At 72.4% G+C, this 18888-nt stretch carries 17 protein-coding genes; 1 reads left to right on the plus strand and 16 read right to left on the minus strand.

The genetic code is table 11. The features are described 5' to 3' along the window. Positions 1 to 404: 404 nt before the first annotated feature. From nusB to GA0115242_RS22535, 13 genes are all read right to left on the minus strand, one after another. A complete protein-coding gene (gene nusB, locus GA0115242_RS22470; protein ID WP_093831274.1) occupies positions 405 to 839 on the minus strand; it encodes a transcription antitermination factor NusB in 435 nt (144 codons plus the stop codon). A gap of 2 nt (positions 840 to 841) precedes the next feature. Further along, positions 842 to 1408: an elongation factor P gene (gene efp, locus GA0115242_RS22475; RefSeq protein WP_093831276.1), complete on the minus strand. Its 567-nt coding sequence runs from the start codon at positions 1406 to 1408 to the stop codon at positions 842 to 844. Between the two features lie 58 nt (positions 1409 to 1466). Then, complete coding sequence (locus tag GA0115242_RS22480; protein ID WP_093831278.1) at positions 1467 to 2585, minus strand: aminopeptidase P family protein; 1119 nt, start codon at positions 2583 to 2585, stop codon at positions 1467 to 1469. A 124-nt stretch (positions 2586 to 2709) separates the two neighbouring features. Beyond that, the gene (locus tag GA0115242_RS22485) at positions 2710 to 3558 is read right to left on the minus strand and encodes a Pro-rich N-terminal domain-containing protein (RefSeq protein WP_093831280.1); all 849 of its coding nucleotides are present in this window, start codon (positions 3556 to 3558) and stop codon (positions 2710 to 2712) included. A gap of 164 nt (positions 3559 to 3722) precedes the next feature. Next, the gene (aroB, locus tag GA0115242_RS22490) at positions 3723 to 4814 is read right to left on the minus strand and encodes a 3-dehydroquinate synthase (RefSeq protein WP_093831282.1); all 1092 of its coding nucleotides are present in this window, start codon (positions 4812 to 4814) and stop codon (positions 3723 to 3725) included. Further along, the gene (locus GA0115242_RS22495) at positions 4811 to 5329 is read right to left on the minus strand and encodes a shikimate kinase (RefSeq protein ID WP_093831284.1); all 519 of its coding nucleotides are present in this window, start codon (positions 5327 to 5329) and stop codon (positions 4811 to 4813) included. Before GA0115242_RS22495 ends, aroB begins: the two co-directional genes overlap by 4 nt. After that, a complete protein-coding gene (aroC, locus tag GA0115242_RS22500; RefSeq protein ID WP_093831286.1) occupies positions 5326 to 6510 on the minus strand; it encodes a chorismate synthase in 1185 nt (394 codons plus the stop codon). Before aroC ends, GA0115242_RS22495 begins: the two co-directional genes overlap by 4 nt. 154 nt (positions 6511 to 6664) lie before the next feature. Further along, positions 6665 to 7504, minus strand: coding sequence for a shikimate dehydrogenase (locus tag GA0115242_RS22505; protein WP_093831288.1), 840 nt, complete (start codon positions 7502 to 7504; stop codon positions 6665 to 6667). Then, the gene (gene mltG / locus GA0115242_RS22510; RefSeq protein WP_093831290.1) at positions 7485 to 9266 is read right to left on the minus strand and encodes an endolytic transglycosylase MltG; all 1782 of its coding nucleotides are present in this window, start codon (positions 9264 to 9266) and stop codon (positions 7485 to 7487) included. The genes GA0115242_RS22505 and mltG overlap by 20 nt, the downstream gene beginning before the upstream one ends. A gap of 120 nt (positions 9267 to 9386) precedes the next feature. Further along, a complete protein-coding gene (gene ruvX / locus GA0115242_RS22520; protein WP_093831304.1) occupies positions 9387 to 9851 on the minus strand; it encodes a Holliday junction resolvase RuvX in 465 nt (154 codons plus the stop codon). Between the two features lie 8 nt (positions 9852 to 9859). Further along, positions 9860 to 12532, minus strand: coding sequence for an alanine--tRNA ligase (gene alaS, locus GA0115242_RS22525; RefSeq protein WP_093831292.1), 2673 nt, complete (start codon positions 12530 to 12532; stop codon positions 9860 to 9862). Then, positions 12532 to 12882, minus strand: a complete 351-nt coding sequence (locus GA0115242_RS22530) for a hypothetical protein (protein WP_093831294.1) — start codon at positions 12880 to 12882, stop codon at positions 12532 to 12534. The genes alaS and GA0115242_RS22530 overlap by 1 nt, the downstream gene beginning before the upstream one ends. 7 nt (positions 12883 to 12889) lie before the next feature. Continuing rightward, positions 12890 to 13339, minus strand: coding sequence for a DUF948 domain-containing protein (locus GA0115242_RS22535; protein ID WP_093831308.1), 450 nt, complete (start codon positions 13337 to 13339; stop codon positions 12890 to 12892). A 158-nt stretch (positions 13340 to 13497) separates the two neighbouring features. Here GA0115242_RS22535 and GA0115242_RS22540 point away from each other — a divergent pair, with 158 nt between their 5' ends. Next, the gene (locus GA0115242_RS22540; RefSeq protein WP_093831296.1) at positions 13498 to 15654 is read left to right on the plus strand and encodes an ATP-binding protein; all 2157 of its coding nucleotides are present in this window, start codon (positions 13498 to 13500) and stop codon (positions 15652 to 15654) included. A 24-nt stretch (positions 15655 to 15678) separates the two neighbouring features. Here GA0115242_RS22540 and rpsD read toward each other — a convergent pair whose 3' ends face one another. From rpsD to GA0115242_RS22555, 3 genes are all read right to left on the minus strand, one after another. Then, entirely contained in the window at positions 15679 to 16293 is a 615-nt protein-coding gene (rpsD, locus tag GA0115242_RS22545; protein WP_093831298.1) for a 30S ribosomal protein S4, read from the minus strand. Between the two features lie 302 nt (positions 16294 to 16595). Next, entirely contained in the window at positions 16596 to 17951 is a 1356-nt protein-coding gene (locus tag GA0115242_RS22550) for a replication-associated recombination protein A (protein WP_093831300.1), read from the minus strand. Positions 17952 to 17996: 45 nt separating this feature from the next. Beyond that, the gene (locus GA0115242_RS22555) at positions 17997 to 18653 is read right to left on the minus strand and encodes a vitamin K epoxide reductase family protein (protein WP_093831302.1); all 657 of its coding nucleotides are present in this window, start codon (positions 18651 to 18653) and stop codon (positions 17997 to 17999) included. Positions 18654 to 18888: the final 235 nt, after the last annotated feature.

Below are 18888 nucleotides of genomic sequence, written 5' to 3' on the forward strand. Positions count from 1 at the left end.
CCGGACGGCGTGCGCGGGCGCGCGAGGGCAGGGGGCCGCGGGAGGGCCTGCCGATCTGGGTCCGCGACGGCGTGCGCGGGCGGAGGACGACGGGCGGCCCGCCCCGTGTCGAGAGGCGCGGCCGCGAACGGATTTCCGGGCCCCCTCGGCGCGTCCCCCGGGCGGCACCCGCCCACCCCGCGTATCATCCCGGCCCGCGTGCCACCGTCACCCGCGCAGGAGCGGCGGGGTTCGGCGGGCCGGGGCTCGGCGCTTCCGGCGGTGGAGATCACCGTCCGGGGACGCAGGCGGCCGCGGCCGCGGTCGCCGTCCGCCGGAGATGCCGGAGGGCCCGCAGCGTGATGCTGTGGGCCCTCCGGCGTCTTCGGCCGCCCGGTCGGCGCGACGGCGTGGTGGTGCGCCTGCTATGCCTCGTCCCGGCGCAGCGAGGGCTTCAGCTCCTTGAAGCGGCCCAGCAGACCGTTCACGAACGAGGGCGACTCGTCGGTGGAGAACTCCTTCGCCAGCTGCACCATCTCGTCGAGGACGACGGCGTCCGGGGTCTCGTCGACCCAGATCAGCTCGTACGCCCCCAGACGCAGGATGTTGCGGTCCACGACCGGCATCCGGTCCAGCGTCCAGCCCACGGCGTACTGCGCGATCAGGTCGTCGATCCGCCGCGCGTGCTGCGCGTAGCCCTCGACGAGCTGCATCGTGTACTCGCTCACCGGCGGCTGCCGGGTGTCGTCCCGGGAGAGCCGTATCCAGTCCGCGAGGACCGTGAGGACGTCCGTTCCGCGCTGGTCGCCCTCGAAGAGGATCTGGAAGGCGCGCTTGCGGGCCGTGTTGCGGGCAGCCACGGTTAGCTGTTCACCCGGCCGAGGTAGTCGCTCGTGCGGGTGTCGACCTTGATCTTCTCTCCGGTGGTGATGAAGAGGGGGACCTGGATCTGGTGACCGGTCTCCAGGGTGGCGGGCTTGGTGCCGCCGGTGGAGCGGTCGCCCTGGACGCCCGGCTCGGTCTCCTGGACGACCAGCTCGACGGCGGCCGGCAGCTCGACGAAGAGCACCTCGCCCTCGTGCTGCGCGACGGTGGCGGTGAAGCCCTCGATCAGGAAGTTGGCGGCGTCGCCGACGGCCTTGCGGTCGACCATCAGCTGGTCGTAGGTCTCCATGTCCATGAAGACGAAGTACTCGCCGTCCATGTACGAGAACTGCATGTCGCGCTTGTCGACAGTGGCCGTCTCGACCTTGACACCGGCGTTGAACGTCTTGTCGACGACCTTGCCGGAGAGCACGTTCTTCAGCTTGGTGCGCACGAAGGCCGGGCCCTTGCCGGGCTTGACGTGCTGGAACTCGACGACGGACCACAGCTGGCCGCCGTCGAGCTTGAGCACCAGGCCGTTCTTGAGGTCGTTCGTGGAAGCCACGGTTGCGGAATCTCCTGGACTGACGTGGACGACCACGGGCCGGGCGCACAGCGCGAGGCTAGAGCGCGAGCAGCTCCTTGGTCGTGATGGTGAGTAGCTCGGGTCCGCCGTCCGCCTCGGGGCGGACGACGAGCGTGTCATCGATCCGGACGCCGCCCCGGCCCGGGAGGTGGACCCCGGGTTCGACGGTGACCGGCACGCAAGCGTCCAGTTTACCCATGGCCGCAGGGGCCAACTGCGGGTCCTCGTCGATTTCGAGTCCGACGCCGTGGCCGGTGGCGGCCGGGAGTCCCTCCGTGTACCCGGCGCACTCCAGGACCTGACGGGCCGCCCGGTCGACGTCGCGGTGGGCCGAGCCGGGGACGAGCGCCTCCCGTCCGGCGCGCTGAGCGGCGAAGACGAGGTCGTAGAGGTCGATCTGCCACTGCGCGGGGGTGGTGCCGATGACGAAGGTCCGGCCGATCTGGGAGCGGTAGCCGCGGTAGGTGGCGCCCAGGCAGACGGAGAGGAAGTCGCCCTCCTCGACCCGCCGGTCGGTGGGCCGGTGGGCCCGTCGGCCGGCGTGCGGTCCGGTGGCGACGGAGGTGGCGAAGGCGGGTCCGTCGGCGCCGTGGTCGACGAGCCGGCGTTCGAGCTCCAGGGCGAGGTGGCGCTCGGTGCGGCCGACGAGGATGGACTCCAGGAGTTCGCCCAGCGCCTGGTCGGCAATCTCGGCGCCGATGCGCAGGCAGGAGATCTCCTCCTCGTCCTTCACCACCCGGAGCTGTTCGACGGCGCGGTCCAGGTCGGACAGGCGCAGCCGGGAGGACGGGAGGACGGAGCGGATGGCCCGGTGGCGGGCCATGGTGAGGTGGTGCTCCTCCACGGCGAGGCAGTCGGATCCGGTGCCGACGGCGAGGTCGGCTGCGGCGACGGCGGGGTCGCCCTCGGTGCCGGGCAGGGTCTGGACGCGCAGGCCGTCGTCGGGCCTGGCACCGGCGGCGCGGTCGTCCGCGGCGCCGGGGCAGACGAGCAGGTCGTGCGCGTCGGTGCGGCCGACGAGCAGGACGGCGCCCTCGGGGACCGGTCCGGCGAGGTAGCGGACGTTGGCGGGACGCGAGACGAGCGCAGCGGTGCTGCCGGCCGCGTTGAAGCGTCCGCGGAGACGGGATCGGCGGGCTGCGTACACCTCGGGCATACAGCGAGCGTAGGAGCGTGCCGCCGATCGCGCCGGTCGAGAGGGCCGAGTGGGGCAGCGGGGAGCGCCCGGCCGCCGGACCCGGCGGCCGGAACGTTCCGCTGACTCCGCGGCGGCCGGGCGCTCACCAGGCCGGGGGGCTGGCGATCGAGCGGGTCAGGACGTCGTCGAGGATCCGCGCGGTCTGGGGGACGTCGAGCTGGGAGTTGTCGATGATGGGCAGTCCCGAGCCGTACCAGCCCGCCATCCGGCCGTGGATGCGCGCGACCTCCTCGTCGGTGAGACGGCGGTTGCCGCTGCGCTCCGCGTTGCGTTCCAGGACGATCTCCAGACCCGGCAGCAGCACCACGGGCAGCAGGCCAGGGCCCACGTGCCGCTTCCAGCCGCCGAGGCCGACCACGGGCCGGTCGGGGAAGACCGCGTCGTCGAGGATGCAGGAGATCCCGTTGGCGAGGAAGTTGCGCGCGGCGAAGCCGCAGGTGCGGCGGGCCAGGCGGTACTGCGCCTCGGAGTGGTCGTTCCAGCCGGACTGGGGGTCGGCGAAGCCGGAGCGGACCCATTCGCGGACGTCGTCGAGGCTGATGTGGGCGGTGGGGACGCGGCGGTGCTCGGCCCAGTACTTCGCGACGCTGGTCTTGCCCGCCCCGGCCGGGCCGATGAGGAGCACCGCGAGGGTGGTCGTCGTGGGGTCGGGGGCGGCGGGCGCGGGGGTGGGGATGCCGACCGGGGCGCCCGGCGGGAGCGGGACGTGGCCCGTGGTCTCCGGCGGGGGCATCGGCGGGCCGTGCGGCGCGAAGGCAGGGGGGCCCGGGGGCGGCGGCACCGGGGCCTGGTGGCTGCCAGGGGGTGGTGGGCCCTGGTGGGGGCCCGCGGGCTGGGGGCCCGGGTGGTGCGCGGCCGGGGACCAGCTCTCGGCCGGTCCGTGCCCCGGCTGATGGGGCGGCGGCAGCGGAGGACCCACTGCGTGCTGCATCCGGTGCCACTCCGTCTCGTACAGGCGATGGGCGCTGGCGGCGGGTGCGGGCCCCGCTCGCCACCGAACGGTACCGCCCCCGGCCGCCGTTTGGTGAACGGCCGGGGGCGGTCCGCGGTGCCCGTCGCCCCGCGGCGGACCGGGCGGATGGATCACAAGGGGACTTACTGCCCCACTTCGCCGTAGGCCGCGACGAGCACGGCGGGGTCGGGGCCCTCCAGGACGGTCGGCTTGGCGAGCCCGTCCAGGACGATGAAGCGCAGCAGGTCACCGCGGGACTTCTTGTCGACCCGCATGTTCTCCAGCAGCTTCGGCCACTGGTCGTAGCGGTAGTGCAGGGGCAGCCCGACCGCTTCCAGCACGGTGCGGTGGCGGTCGGCCGTCGCGTCGTCCAACCGGCCCGCGAGACGGCCGAGTTCGGCGGCGAAGTGCATGCCGACGGCGACGGCCGCGCCGTGGCGCCACTTGTAGCGCTCGTTCTTCTCGATGGCGTGGCCCAGGGTGTGGCCGTAGTTGAGGATCTCGCGCAGTCCGGCCTCCTTGAGGTCGGAGGAGACCACCTCGGCCTTGACCCGGATGGAGCGCTCGATCAGCTCGGCGGTGTGCGGTCCCGCGGGGGTGCGGGCGGCCTGCGGGTCGGACTCGATGAGGTCGAGGATCGCCGGGTCGGCGATGAACCCCGCCTTGATGATCTCGGCGAGCCCGGAGACGTAGTCGTTGACCGGGAGGGACTCCAGGGCGGCCAGGTCGCACAGCACGCCGGCCGGCGGGTGGAAGGCGCCGACCAGGTTCTTGCCCTCGGCGGTGTTGATGCCGGTCTTGCCGCCGACGGCCGCGTCCACCATGGCGAGCACAGTGGTCGGTACGGCGATCCAGCGCACCCCGCGCAGCCAGGTCGCGGCCACGAACCCGGCCAGGTCGGTGGTGGCGCCGCCGCCGACGCCGACGACGACGTCGGTGCGGGTGAACCCGGACTGGCCGAGCGCCTTCCAGCAGTAGGCGGCGACCTCGGCGGTCTTGGCCTCCTCGGCGTTGGGCACCTGGATGGCGACCGTGTCGAAGCCCTGCCCGGCCAGGTCGGCGCGGAGCGCCTCGCCGGTCTCGGCCAGCGCCTCGGGGTGGATCACGGCGACGCGCTTGGCCTTCTCCCCGACCAGCGCGCCCAGTTCGCCCAGCAGCCGGTGGCCCACCAGGACCTCGTACGGCTCGCTGCCCGCGGTGCCGCCGACCTGGATCCGCGTCACGGACTCGCTCATGCTTCCTTCAACTCCAGTGCGTCCAGGGCGATCTGAGTGACCTCTTCGGGGGTGCGGCCGTCCGTCGCGACGACGGCCGTGGCGACCCCCTCGTACAGGGCGCGCCGCGCCTCCATCAGCTCGCGCCACTGCTTGCGCGGGTTGACGGCGAGCAGCGGGCGGGCGGCGTTGAGGCCGGTGCGCCTGACCGCCTCCTCGACGTCCATGGAGAGGTAGACGACCCGCTGTCCGGCGAGCAGCGCGCGGGTGTCGGCGTCCAGGACGGAGCCGCCGCCCAGCGCCAGGACGCCGTCGTGCTCGGCGAGCGCCCGGCCGACGGCGCTCTTCTCCAGGGCGCGGAAGACCGGTTCGCCCTCGTCGACGAAGATCTCCGCGATGGTGCGGCCCTCGGCGGCGACGATGTCGTCGTCGGTGTCGCGGTAGCCGACGCCGAGCCGCTCGGCGAGCAGCTTCCCGACGGTGGACTTGCCGACGCCCATGGGCCCGACCAGGACGACGCGGGGCGCGGCGCTCATCGGACGGCCAGGTGGTCGAGGTAGGAGCGCACGTTGCGGCGGGTCTCGGGGACGCTGTCGCCGCCGAACTTCTCCGCGACGGCGTCCGCGAGGACCAGGGCGACCATGGCCTCGGCGACGATGCCGGCGGCGGGCACCGCGCAGACGTCGGAGCGCTGGTGGTGGGCCTGGGTGGCCTCGCCGGTGGCGACGTCGACGGTCCGCAGGGCCCGCGGCACGGTGGCGATGGGCTTCATCGCGGCGCGCACCCGCAGCAGCTCGCCGGTGGTCAGGCCGCCCTCGGTGCCGCCGGAGCGGCCGCTGGCGCGCCGGATGCCCTCGTCGGTGGCGACGATCTCGTCGTGCGCCTTGGAGCCGGGCACCCGCGCGAGGTCGAAGCCGTCGCCGACCTCGACGCCCTTGATGGCCTGGATGCCCATGAGGGCGGCGGCGAGCCGGGCGTCGAGCCTGCGGTCCCAGTGGACGTGCGAGCCGAGGCCGACGGGCACGTCGTAGGCGAGGACCTCGACGACGCCGCCGAGGGTGTCGCCGTCCTTGTGGGCCTGGTCGATCTCCGCGACCATCGCCTTCGAGGCGTCGGCGTCCAGGCAGCGCACCGGGTCGGCGTCCAGCTTCTCGACGTCGGCCGGGGTCGGGTACACGCCGTAGGGCGCCTTGGCGGCGGCCAGCTCGACGACGTGGCTGACGATCTCGATCCCGGCCGTCTCCTTGAGGTAGGAGCGGGCGACGGCGCCGAGCGCGACGCGGGCCGCGGTCTCCCGGGCGGAGGCGCGCTCCAGGATCGGGCGGGCCTCGTCGAAGTTGTACTTCTGCATCCCCGCGAGGTCGGCGTGGCCGGGGCGGGGGCGGGTCAGGGGGGCGTTGCGGGCGAGCCCGCCGAGGATCTCGGGGTCGACCGGGTCGGCCGCCATGACCTGCTCCCACTTGGGCCACTCGGTGTTGCCGACCATGACGGCGACCGGGGAGCCGAGGGTGAGGCCGTGCCGGACGCCGCCGAGGAAGGTGACCTCGTCGCGCTCGAACTTCATCCGGGCGCCGCGTCCGTAACCGAGGCGGCGCCGGGCCAGATGGTCCGCCACCATCTCCGTGGTGATCGGCACGCCGGCGGGAAGGCCCTCCAGCGTCGCCACGAGTGCGGGACCGTGGGACTCTCCCGCGGTCAGCCAGCGCAACCTGCTCAACGGTGCTCCTCAGTGCTCGCGCCCTGGTACTGCCTGCGTACGCGCGTCGTACGGCGACGGCGCCACCGGGTGCGCGGCCCCGGCCCGCCGTTCCGATCCTCCCACGTCCGGGTGCGGGAGAAGGCCGCCGGTCCATCAGGCGGACGAGCGGACCTCAGCGGGATTCGAGCGCGTGTTCGCCCGCTTTGCGCATGACCTCGACGGGCGCGGGGGCGCGTCCGGTCATCTGCTCGACCTGGAGCACCGCTTGGTGGACCAGGAGGTCGAGGCCGCCGACGACGGCCCCGCCGTACGCCGACCAGCGGGCGGCGAGCGCGGTGGGCCACGGCTCGTAGAGGACGTCGAAGAGGGTGGCGGGGCGCTCGGGGACGGCGGCGGCGAGCGCGTCGGTGGTCCCGGCGGGGGTGGTGGCGACGACGAGGGGGGCGCGCAGCGCGTCGGCGGCGTCGGCCCAGTCGGCGGTGCGCACCTGGATGCCCAGGCGCTCGCCCCACTGCCGCATCTCGGCGGCCCGGTCGGCGCTGCGGACGTAGGCGACGACCTCGCCGGTGCAGATCCGGGCGAGCGCGGCGAGGGCGGAGGACGCGGTGGCCCCGGCGCCGAGCACCGCGGCCGAGTCGACCTGTTCGATGCCGCGCTCGCGCAGCGCGGCGACCATGCCGGGGATGTCGGTGTTGTCGCCGAGGCGGCGGCCGTCGTCGGTGAGGACGACGGTGTTGACCGCCTCGACGGAGGCCGCCGTGTCGCTGACCGCGTCGAGGAGCGGGATGACGGCCCGCTTCAGCGGCATGGTCAGCGAGAGCCCGGCCCACTCGGGGCCGAGCCCGTCGACGAAGCCGGGCAGCGCGGCCTCGTCGACGTCGAACCGGTCGTACGACCAGTCCGTCAGGCCCAGCTCGTCGTAGGCGGCGCGGTGCAGCACCGGGGAGAGCGAGTGGGCGATGGGCGAGCCGAGGACGGCCGCCCGGCGGGCGTCAGTTGCCCGAGCTGGCATTGAACTTTTCCTTGAGCTGATTGAATTCGGCGAGGGTCCTGGCGAACTCGGTGAGGCTCTTTCCGTCGGTGGCGACGAAATAGATCCAGCCGTCACTGGTCGGGTTCATGGCCGCCTTGAGGGCGTCCTCGCCCGGGTTGCCGATGGGTCCGGGTGGCAGACCGACGTTGGTGTACGTGTTGTACGGGTCCTTGTTGGTGTTGATCTCGGACTCGCTGATGTGGATGTTGCTCTCGTTCTTCAGGTAGTTGAAGGTCGAGTCGAACTGGAGCTTGCGGTTGGTCTCGGTGTTGTCGGGCTTGAGGCGGTTGTAGACGACCTCGGCCATCTTGCGGAAGTCGTCGTCGGTCTTGCCCTCGGCCTGGACCAGGCTCGCGACCGTGACCAGCTCCAACGGGTTCTTCAGATCGAAGGACTTGGCCTTCGCGGCGAGGTCGTAGCGGCCGTACGTGGTGACGGCCCTGCCGACCATCGACTTGAGCACGGATTCCGGCTTCATGCCCTTGGCCGCGGGATAGGTGCCCGGGAAGAGGAAGCCTTCCAGCGGGTCCTTGATCTGGTTGTTGCTGTTCGCCCAGCTGGGCAGTCCGAGGCTCTTGTATTCCTTCTCGGCGATCTTCCGGGTGGCGCCGGAGGACAGACCGAGTTTCGCGTCGATCGCCTTGTAGATCTTGATGTTGCGCTGCCCCGGAGTCACGATCACATTGTTCTGGCTCTTGGGGTCGAGCATCATCTTGACGGCGCTCGCGGCGGACATCTCCTTTTTCAGGAGATAGGCACCGGCCTGGATCTTCTTGCCCTCGGGATTCTGCTGCTGGGCGGCCACGAACGCGTCGACGCTCTTGACGACACCGACCTCTTTGAGGCGCCGTCCGATGTCGTAACCGCCCGCGCCGTCGGGGATCTGGACGGTCACGGCGGCCCCGGAGCCGCTGCCCGCGAAGTCGGGCGCCGCACCGAAACGGTTCTGGTAGAACTGGTAGCCGAAATAGCAGACGCCGCCGAAGCCGCCGCCGAAGACCAGCAGCACCACGAGGCAGGCGCAGCCGTTGCGTTTCTTCTTCTCCTTGCCGCCCCGCCCGCGCCGGTCGCTGCGGCCGCCGCGCCCGCCGGGCTCGTCCCCGTCGGGCTCGTCCCGGTCGTCGTCGCCGTCCGCGAAGAACGCGTGTTCGCCCTGATCGGGCCCCGGGTCCCAGTCGACCTTGGGTTCGGGTTCGGCAGCCCGGCGGCTCGGCGGCTCCGGCGGCGGATAGGCGTCGGGCGTGTTGTAGAAGTCGGGCTGCTCCCCGCCGTACCCGGCCGACTGCTGGGCGTACGGATCGGTCGGGTCGGGGTAGGGCGCGTACGTCTGGGCGCCCCCGGCCCAGGCGCCGTCGCCGTACGGCTGCTGCGCGTGACCCGCGTACTGCTGCTGGGTCTGATCACCGTACTGCTGCTGAGGCTGATGACCGTACTGGTCCTGCTGCTGATGACCGAACTGCTGCTGGGTCTGATCAGCGTACTGCGGCTGCTGACCGTACGGCTGTTCGTACTGAGGGTACTGCTGCTGCTGCGGCTGCCCCTGGGCGTACGCGGCCTGGCCGCCGTCGCCCCAGTCGCCCTGGTAGGGCTGCTGCGGCTGCTCCGGATGGTGCTGCGGCTGGCCGCCGTAGGGGGACTGCTGACCCGCGTGGGCCTGCTGTCCTCCCCATCCGCCGTCCCCGAACAACGGGTCCTCGGGATGCCACGGTTCGGAGCCACGGCCCCGGCCATACTCAGTCATCGATCCCCTAGAGCCGCGAGGCGGCACGTCACGCGGCGGGGGCCGGTTTCCGTTCCGTCTCTTGCTGTGCGGTGGCTGTTCGAAAACCATCGCATCGCGCGGAACGTTACCGTATCGCGATCAGATGACCACTTCGACGCCCTCGCCGGGGGCTTTACCTGACACCCGTTCGGATTCGAGTGCCTGCTGAAGGATGATCACAGCGGCTGCCTGGTCGATGACCGAGCGGCCCTTCCTGGACTTCACCCCCGAGGCGCGCAGTCCCTGACTGGCCGTCACGGTCGTCATCCGCTCGTCGACCAGGCGGACCGGCACCGGCGCGACCCCCCGGGCCAGCTCCTGGGCGAACGCCCTGACCTTCACCGCGGCCGGGCCCTCGCCCCCCTTGAGGGAGCGAGGGAGCCCGACGACGACTTCGATCGGTTCGTACTCCTCGACGAGCTGCCGCAGCCTGCGGTGGGCCGCCGGGACGTCCCGGCCGGGCACCGTCTCGACCGGCGTGGCGAGGATCCCGTCGGGGTCGCACGAGGCGACCCCGATCCTGGCGTCCCCGACGTCGATCGCGATCCGGCGGCCCCTGCGCATGACAGCGGTCACTTGGCGGTGTCCGCCACGAGCCGCTCGACCGCCTCGACGGCCTCGCCGACGGCCGCCGGGTTCTGGCCGCCGCCCTGGGCGACGTCCGGCTTGCCGCCACCGCCGCCGCCGAGGGTCTTGGCCGCGGCCCTGACCAGGTCACCGGCCTTGAGGCCACGCTCGCGGGCGGCCTCGTTGGTGGCGATGACGGTGAGGGGCTTGCCGTTCCCGATCGTGAAGAGCGCGACGACGACGGCCCGGCCGCCCTGGATCCGCCCGCGCACGTCGAGGACGAGGCGGCGCAGGTCGTCGGGGGTGGTGCCGTCCGGGACCTGCCCGGTGACGACGGCCACGCCCCGCACGTCCTTGGCGGACTCGGCGAGCCCGGCGGCGGCCTGGAGCACCTTCTCCGCGCGGAACTTCTCGATCTCCTTCTCGGCGTCCTTCAGCTTGCCGAGCATCGCGGAGACCTTCTCCGGCAGCTCCTCGGAGCGTCCCTTGATCAGCTCCTGGAGCTGGGCGACGACCGTGTGCTCGCGGGCCAGGAAGTTGTAGGCGTCGACGCCGACGAGGGCCTCGATGCGGCGCACCCCGGAGCCGATGGAGGACTCGCCGAGCAGCTTGACCAAGCCGAGCTGGGCGGTGTTGTGGACGTGGGTGCCGCCGCACAGCTCCTTGGAGAAGTCGCCGATGGTCACCACCCGGACCCGCTCGCCGTACTTCTCGCCGAACTCCGCGATGGCGCCCTGCTTCTTGGCGTCGTCGATGCCCATGACCTCGGCGTGCACGTCCAGGTCGCGGGCGAGGACCTCGTTGATCTTCTGCTCGACGTCGGTCATCACGGCCGTCGGGACGGCGGCGGGCGAGCCGAAGTCGAAGCGGAAGCGGCCGGGCTGGTTCTCGGAACCGGCCTGGGCGGCCGTCGGGCCGAGCGCGTCACGCAGCGCCTGGTGGGTGAGGTGGGTGGCCGAGTGGGCGCGGGCGATGGCGGTGCGGCGCCTGCGGTCGATGCTGGCCTGCGCCTTGGCGCCGACGGTGACCTCGCCCACCTGGACGACGCCCTTGTGGACGTACACGCCCGGCACCGGCTTCTGGGTGTCGCGGACCTCGACGACGGCACCGGAGTCGACCCTGATCCGCCCGGTGTCGCCGATCTGGCCGCCGCCCTCGGCGTAGAACGGGGTGCGGTCGAGGACGATCTCGACCTCGTCGCCCTCGCTGGCGGCCGGGGAGGAGACACCGTCGACGAGGATGCCGACGATCGTCGTCTCGCCCTCGGTGTCGCTGTAGCCGATGAAGTCGGTGGCACCGGCGGCGTCCGCGATCTCGCGGTAGGCGCCCATGTCGGCGTGGCCGGTCTTCTTGGACCTGGCGTCGGCCTTGGCCCGCTCCCGCTGCTCCTTCATCAAGCGCCGGAAGCCGTCCTCGTCCACGGACAGGCCCTGCTCGGCGGCCATCTCCAGGGTGAGGTCGATCGGGAAGCCCCAGGTGTCGTGGAGCAGGAACGCCTTGTCACCGGCGAGGACCGTGCCGCCGGTGGCCTTGGTGTCGGTGACGGCGGTGTCGAGGATGTTGGTGCCGGCCTTCAGCGTCTTGAGGAACGCGTTCTCCTCGGCGACGGCGACCTTCTCGATCCGCTCGCGGTCGCTGACCAGCTCCGGGTACTGCTGGCCCATCATGGCGATGACGGTGTCGATGAGGTCGAGGACGACCGGTCCCGTGGCGCCCAGCAGCCGCATGTTGCGGATGGCGCGGCGCATGATGCGGCGCAGCACGTAGCCGCGGCCCTCGTTGCCGGGGGTGACGCCGTCGCCGATGAGCATCACGGAGGTGCGCATGTGGTCGGTGACCACGCGCAGCGAGACGTCCGAGGCGTGGGCGTCGCCGTAGGCCACACCGGTCAGCGCGGTGGCCCGCTCGATGACGGCCATCGAGGTGTCGATCTCGTACATGTTCTGCACGCCCTGCAGGATCATCGCCAGGCGCTCCAGGCCGAGGCCCGTGTCGATGTTCTTGCTGGGCAGCTCGCCGAGGATCTCGAAGTTGTCCTTGCCGATGCCCTGGCCGCGCTCGTACTGCATGAAGACCAGGTTCCAGATCTCCACGTACCGCTCGTCGTTGACGGCCGGGCCGCCCTCGGCGCCGAACTCGGGGCCGCGGTCGTAGTTGATCTCGGAACACGGACCGCACGGGCCGGGGACGCCCATGGACCAGTAGTTGTCCTTCATGCCGAGGCGCTGGATGCGCTCCTTCGGCACGCCCACGACGTCGTGCCAGATGCGCTCGGCCTCGTCGTCGTCCTTGTAGACGGTGATCCACAGGCGCTCCGGCTCCAGGCCGTAACCGCCCTTGTCCTGGGGCGAGGTGAGCAGCTCCCAGGCGAACTTGACGGCGTCCTCCTTGAAGTAGTCGCCGAAGGAGAAGTTGCCGCACATCTGGAAGAAGGTGCCGTGCCGGGTGGTCTTGCCGACCTCCTCGATGTCCGGCGTGCGCACGCACTTCTGCACGCTGGTGGCGCGCGGGAAGGGCGCCTTGACCTCACCCAGGAAGTACGGCTTGAAGGGCACCATGCCCGCCGGGACGAGGAGCAGAGTCGGGTCGTCCGCGATGAGCGACGCCGAAGGGACGACGGTGTGACCGCGCTCCTCGAAGAAGCTCAGCCAGCGGCGGCGGATCTCTGCCGACTCCATCAGTGGTCCTCATTCCGGTTGTTCGGGTCCGAGTACGTCGTGGCTTCGAGGTACTTCGGGTGGTTGCGGTTCTCCAGGGCGGCGTGCCGCCGCGGCGCGGGGAGTTCGGGGTCCGCGTCGATGCCGAGCGCGTCGGTCAGCTCGGCCTCGCGCTGCGCCATGTTGTCGCGGACGTCCAGCGCGAAGCCGACCGCGCGGTCCTTGATCCGGTGCCCCGCGTCGAGCGCCTTGTTGGCCGCGGCCGCGGCGAGGTGCTCGGGGGTCAGCTGCTTCAGCTTGCGGTTGACCTTGGTGGTGGCCCAGACACCGGCGGCGACACCCGTGGTGAACCAGAACGTACGGCGGAACATCGCTCGCTCAGTCCTTCTTTCCGCGGTTGTTCCGCTTCCCCCGCCGCGCGGACGGGACCGTACGGCCCACCAGCACGGTGCGGCGGCGCGCGGCCAGGGCGGGCTCGTCGTCCCGGCGGCCGCCGAGGGCCCGGCGCACGCCGTAGCCGAAGGCCGCGACCTTGACCAGCGGGCCGCCGAACGTCGAGGCGACGGTCGAGGAGAGCGCGGAGGCGTTGGAGGTGACTTCCTGCACGTCGGAGGCGATCGAGTCGACCCGGTCGATCTGGGTCTGCGCGGACCGCACGGCCGCCGACGCGTCCGCGAGCAGCGGGACGGCCTGATCGGTCACGTCCGCCACCAGCTTGGTGGTCGCCTTGAGCGTCTGGGCCACCCTCACCAGTGCGACGGCGAGGAAGGAGACCAGGATCGCCCAGAAGACGGCCACCAGGATCCCGGCCACCTCTCCACCGGACACCGCGCGCACCCGCTCCCTGAAACGTCTGGGGACAATAAGTCGTCTCCCGAGCCTATCGCGACGGGACAGCCGCTCCGTACCGGATTACCCCGGCCGTCCCGCCGGGTCGCGCGGGCCGATTGTACGCCCTGCATACGGTTCAGTACGCTCCGTGTCCCATGCGAGCGACTGAGCCCGAGGACTCCCCCGCGGTGGGCGGTCCGCCCCCGGAGATCGACGCCTTCGTCGGCCGCGCCGCCGAACTCGCGGCCCTCGGGCGGGCGCTCGGCACCGCCCGGCTGGTGACGGTCACCGGCCCCGGCGGGGTCGGCAAGACCCGGCTCGCGGCACGGGCCGCGGCCGGGCGGGCCCCGCGCGACGGCGTGGGGTGGGTGGAGCTGGCCCCGGTGCGCGACCCGCGCTTCGTCGAGCACGCGGTGGTGGCCGCCCTCGGCCTGACCGACCACACCACCCGGCCGCCGCGCGGCACGCTGCTGGCCCACCTCGCCGACCGCGAACTGCTGCTGGTCCTCGACGGGTTCGAGCACCTGGTGGACGCGTGCGCCGGACTGGTCGCCGAACTGCTGCGCCGGGCACCGGGGTTGCGGGTGCTCGCGGTGGGCCGCCGGCCGCTGGCGCTGACCGGTGAACGGGTGCTGCCGCTGGCCCCGCTGCCCGGGGACGACGCGGTCGCGCTGCTGCGGGAGCGGGCCGCCGCGCTGGGCGTCGACACCGGCGACGACGCCGACGTCCGGGACGTGTGCCGACGGCTCGACGGCATCCCGCTCGCCCTCGAACTGGCCGCGGGGCGGCTCGGCGCCCTCTCCCCCGCCCGGCTCCTCGAACGGCTCGACGACCGGTTCCGGCTGCTGACCGGCGAGCGCAGGGACGCCCCGCCGCGCCACCGCACCCTGCGCACGGCGATCGGCTGGAGCCACGAACTGTGCACGCCCGCACAGCGGTTGCTGTGGGCCCGGCTCTCCGTGTTCGCCGGGTCCGTCGACCTGGAGGCCGTCGAGTACGTCTGCGCCGGGGACGGTCTGGCCGCCGACGACGTCCTGGACGTGCTGTCGGAGCTGCTCGCGCAGTCGGTGCTGGCCCGCGAGGAGTCACCGACCGGGGTCCGCTACCGGATGCTGGACACCGTCCGCGCCTACGGTGCCGAGTGGCTGGCGGCGACCGGGGACGAGCAGCGGCTGCGGCGCCGCCACCGGGACTGGTACCTGGGGCTCGCGACCTGGTGCGAGCTGGACTGGTTCTCGCCGCGCCAGGCCGAGGTCGCCGCCCGGACCGAGACGGAGCTGCCCAATCTGCGCCGGGCCCTCGAACACTCCCTGGCGGAACCGGACGAGGCCCACCTGGGCCAGACCCTCGCGGGCTCGCTCTGGTTCTACTGGGCGGGGTGCGGGCGGCTCTCGGAGGGCAGGCACTGGCTCGAACAGGCGGTGCGGGCCGAGTCCGGGCACGAGGGGGCCCGGCTGAAGGCGCTGTGGGTGCTCGGGTACGTGGCGGTGCTCCAGGGGGACACGGCACGCGCGCTCGGGGTGCTGCGCGCCTGCCGCCAGGAGGCGGAGCTGCGCGCCGACCCGGTCGCGGTGGCGTACGCGGAGCACCGCACCGGCTGCCTGGCGCTGGTCTCGGACGACCTGCCCCGGGCGGAGGCGCTGCTGCGGTCGGCGCTCGCCCGCTACCGGGAGATCGGCGAGCTGAACAGCAACGTCCTGATGGGGCAGGTGGAGCTGGCGATGGCCCGTGCCTTCCAGGGCGATCTGCCGGACGCGGTGCGGCTGTGCGAGAACGTGCGCCGGGTCTGCGAGCGGCACGGCGAGCGGTGGACCCGCGGCTACGCCCTGTACGTGCTGGCGTACGCGGCCTGGGCCGACGGCGACCAGGCGGCGGCGCGGGCGCTGCTCGTCGAGTGCCTGACCGGCGCGCACGCCTTCCACGACCTGCTGGCGTCGGTGCTGACGGTGGAGCTGCTGGCGCTGGTCACGGCGGTCGACGGGGACGCGGCGGAGGCGGCGGTGCTGCAGGGCGTGGCGGCCCGGATGTGGCCGTCGGTGGGGCTGCCGCTGTTCGGCTCGGCCCACTACAACGCGCCGCACGAGAGGTGCGAGGCGCTGGCGCGGGAGGCGCTGGGCGACGCGCGGTACCGAGAGGGGCTGCGCGAGGGCACGGCGCTGGCGCCCGAGGCGGCCCTGGCGCGGGCGCTGGGACGGCCGCCGCGGACCGCGGAGGCCACCGCGTGCGCGCCCGCGCGCCCCGCGTCCCAGGGGCCCGGAACGCAGGAACCCGCCGCCTCCCGCGCCCACAGGGGCGGGGAGACGGCGGGCTGAGGTGGTGCTACCGCCTGCCGGTGATCAGCGGGCGTAGTACTCGACGACGAGCTGCTCGTCGCAGATCACCGGGATCTCCTTGCGGTTCGGCTCGCGGTCCAGGCGGAACGCCAGGGCCTTGAGGTTCACCTGGAGGTAGCGCGGGGTCTCGCCCTCGGGGGCGAAGCCGCCCTCACGGGAGATGGAGAAGAGGGTCTTCTCACGGCTGCGCTCGCGGACCATCACGACGTCGTCGGGACGGACGCGGAACGACGGCTTGTCGACCTTCTGGCCGTTGACCTCGATGTGGCCGTGCACGACCATCTGACGGGCCTGGTAGATGGTGCGGGCGATGCCCGAACGCAGGACCAGGGCGTCGAGGCGGCGCTCGAGCTCGATGATCAGGGCCTCACCGGTCTTGCCCTGGACCTTGGAGGCACGCTCGTAGGCGCGGACGAGCTGGCGCTCGGACACGTCGTACTGCGCGCGCAGCCGCTGCTTCTCCAGCAGACGGACCTTGTAGTCCGAGTTCTGCTTGCGGCCGCGGCCGTGCTCGCCCGGCGGGTAGGGGCGCGCCTCGAAGTACTTGACGGCCTTCGGGGTCAGCGCGATGCCGAGAGCACGCGACTTCTTGACCTTGGGACGGGGCTGGTTCGCCACTGTCTCTCATTTCCTTGGATCGGCTTGTCAGGGTTGAGGGAGGTCGCATCCGCAGCCGGGGAGACCCGCCGGGTCCGCTCGGGACCTGCCGGGCAGCCGCTCCCCTGTTTCTGGGCACATACGTGCAGCACGCGAGTGGCCCACCGACCTGTTCCGGGAGACCCGGACGGTGGTGGGCTGCCCGCGACACCGTTCGACGGTGCGCGACGCTCCTGGAGCCGATCCGCGAGGGACCGGGCTCCGGCTGACTGTCCCGCTCTGACGGCACGGGACGCAGCACTGGTGGGCAGTCTACAGGCCGCTCAGGACCGCTTGCGACCGAGCCGGTTCCTGGTCCACTCGACGGCGTCCGCGTACCGTGCCTCGCCGCCGTGCCGGGTGGGCGTGTAGTAGGCGCGGTCCTTGAGGGCGTCCGGCGCGTACTGCTGCTCGGCGATGCCCTCGGGCAGGTCGTGCGGGTAGACGTACCCCTGCGCGTGGCCGAGCTTGGCGGCGCCCTTGTAGTGGCCGTCGCGCAGATGCGCGGGCACCGGTCCCGCCAGCCCCTTGCGGACGTCCTCCATGGCGGCGCCGATCGCGGTCGTCGCCGCGTTGGACTTGGGGGCCAGGGCCAGGGCGATGGTGGCGTGGCTGAGGGTGAGGGCGGCCTCCGGGAAGCCGATCATCGCGACGGCCTGGGCGGCGGCGACCGCGAGGGGCAGGGCGTTGGGGTCGGCGAGGCCGATGTCCTCGCTGGCGGAGATCATCAGGCGGCGGGCGATGAAGCGGGGGTCCTCGCCCGCCTCGATCATGCGGGCCAGGTAGTGCAGGGCGGCGTCGACGTCCGAGCCGCGGATCGACTTGATGAGGGCGCTGGCGACGTCGTAGTGCTGGTCGCCGTCGCGGTCGTAGGTGACCGCCGCCCGGTCGACCGTCTCCTCCAGGGTGGCCAGCGTCAGCGTCTCCTCGCCCTTGTCGAGGGCGGCGCCCGCGGCGGCCTCCAGGGCGGTCAGGGCGCGGCGGGCGTCACCGCCGGCGATCCGCAGCAGGTGGTCCTCCGTCTCCCCGGGGAGGGTGACGGCGCCGCCGAGGCCCCGTTCGTCGGCGGTGGCCCGGCGCAGCAGGCCGCGCAGGTCGTCGTCGGTGAGGGGTTCGAGGGTGAGCAGCAGGGAGCGGGAGAGCAGCGGGGAGATCACGGAGAAGTACGGGTTCTCGGTGGTGGCCGCGACGAGCGTCACCCAGCGGTTCTCCACGGCGGGCAGCAGGGAGTCCTGCTGGGCCTTGCTGAAGCGGTGGATCTCGTCCAGGAAGAGGACGGTCTCCTTGCCGTAGCCGCCGGTGGCGCGGCGGGCGCCGTCGATGACGGCGCGGACCTCCTTGACGCCCGCGGTGATCGCCGACAGTTCGACGAAGCGCTTGTCGGTGGCCTTGGAGACGACGTACGCGAGGGTGGTCTTGCCGGTGCCGGGCGGGCCCCAGAGGATCACCGAGGAGGGGCCCGCGGGCCCGCCCGAGCCCTCGCCGACCAGGCGGCGCAGCGGGGAGCCGGGTTTCAGCAGGTGCTGCTGGCCCATCACCTCGTCGAGGGTGCGCGGGCGCATCCGGACGGCGAGCGGGCTTCCCGCGGGGTCCTTCTCCTGGCGTTCTTCTGCGGCTGCGGTGAACAGGTCGGGCTCCACGTCATGAACCCTAATTCACGGCACCGACAACGCCGACCGGGGCGGTCAGCTGGTCCAGAAGTCCCACCAGCGGGTCAGGATCAGCATGCCGATGATCCCGATGTGGAGCACGGGCACGACCCAGGTGAACTCGCCGAAGAAGCCCTTGAGCCAGCGCGGGGCGGGCAGGAAGTCGTTGCGGACGTTGAACGACGTCACGTACCAGAACATGACGATCGTGGCGACCCAGGCCAGCGAGCACCAGAGGCAGAGCGCGTTGATGCGGTACAGCGACTGGAACTGCAGCCAGGTGCAGAAGGCCACGCCGAAGAGGGTGCCCGCGTTGAAGGTGAGCCAGTACCAGCGCGGGAAGCGGGCGCGGGCGAGCAGGGTCATGCCGACGCAGATGACGATGCCGTAGGCGACCAGGCCGAGCATCGGGTTGGGGAACCCGAAGGCGGCGGCCTGCTTGGACTCCATGACGCTGCCGCAGGAGACGACGGGGTTGAGGCTGCACCCGGGGGTGAAGGTGGTGCCCGCCACCTTGGCCTCGAGCAGCTTGAACTTGTCGATCGTGATGACCCACGCGGCGAGCAGTCCGGCCGCGCCCGTGATCAGCAGCAGCACCGCGAAGGCGCGGCTGCCGCCCACCGTGCGCGGCCCGGCGGGAGAGCTGCCGGAGGGGGACTCGGTGGAGACGTCTTTCACTGTGGTCTTGCTCATCACGCCGATTCCGCCTGCTTGAGAGTTGGACCTTCTTCGGGCTGGGGCCATTGTGCCGCACGGGGACCGCCGTCAGCCGTTCGGTGGACATAAGGAGGGTGCGGGCGCGGGCGCCGACCGCTCGCTTTCGGACGCCTCGCGGCGGCTCGGCAGCACACACGAGCGAGCGGGCGGTGGGCGTGCGAGGCCCGCGCGGGCGCCGCGGCGGGGCGGGCGCGGTGGCGAGCTGCGGTCC

Source organism: Streptomyces sp. SolWspMP-5a-2, from assembly GCF_900091845.1.
Classification (GTDB): domain Bacteria; phylum Actinomycetota; class Actinomycetes; order Streptomycetales; family Streptomycetaceae; genus Streptomyces; species Streptomyces doudnae.

What these genes read in the sequence shown, in the direction of transcription:
- GA0115242_RS22480 (WP_093831278.1), bottom strand. Translation starts at nt 2,585, where the DNA reads ATGCCCGAGGTGTACGCAGCCCGCCGATCCCGTCTCCGCGGACGCTTC.
- GA0115242_RS22485 (WP_093831280.1), bottom strand. Translation starts at nt 3,558, where the DNA reads ATGCAGCACGCAGTGGGTCCTCCGCTGCCGCCGCCCCATCAGCCGGGG.
- aroB (WP_093831282.1), bottom strand. Translation starts at nt 4,814, where the DNA reads ATGAGCGAGTCCGTGACGCGGATCCAGGTCGGCGGCACCGCGGGCAGC.
- GA0115242_RS22495 (WP_093831284.1), bottom strand. Translation starts at nt 5,329, where the DNA reads ATGAGCGCCGCGCCCCGCGTCGTCCTGGTCGGGCCCATGGGCGTCGGC.
- GA0115242_RS22505 (WP_093831288.1), bottom strand. Translation starts at nt 7,504, where the DNA reads ATGCCAGCTCGGGCAACTGACGCCCGCCGGGCGGCCGTCCTCGGCTCG.
- mltG (WP_093831290.1), bottom strand. Translation starts at nt 9,266, where the DNA reads ATGACTGAGTATGGCCGGGGCCGTGGCTCCGAACCGTGGCATCCCGAG.
- ruvX (WP_093831304.1), bottom strand. Translation starts at nt 9,851, where the DNA reads ATGCGCAGGGGCCGCCGGATCGCGATCGACGTCGGGGACGCCAGGATC.
- alaS (WP_093831292.1), bottom strand. Translation starts at nt 12,532, where the DNA reads ATGGAGTCGGCAGAGATCCGCCGCCGCTGGCTGAGCTTCTTCGAGGAG.
- GA0115242_RS22530 (WP_093831294.1), bottom strand. Translation starts at nt 12,882, where the DNA reads ATGTTCCGCCGTACGTTCTGGTTCACCACGGGTGTCGCCGCCGGTGTC.
- GA0115242_RS22540 (WP_093831296.1), top strand. Translation starts at nt 13,498, where the DNA reads ATGCGAGCGACTGAGCCCGAGGACTCCCCCGCGGTGGGCGGTCCGCCC.
- GA0115242_RS22555 (WP_093831302.1), bottom strand. Translation starts at nt 18,653, where the DNA reads ATGAGCAAGACCACAGTGAAAGACGTCTCCACCGAGTCCCCCTCCGGC.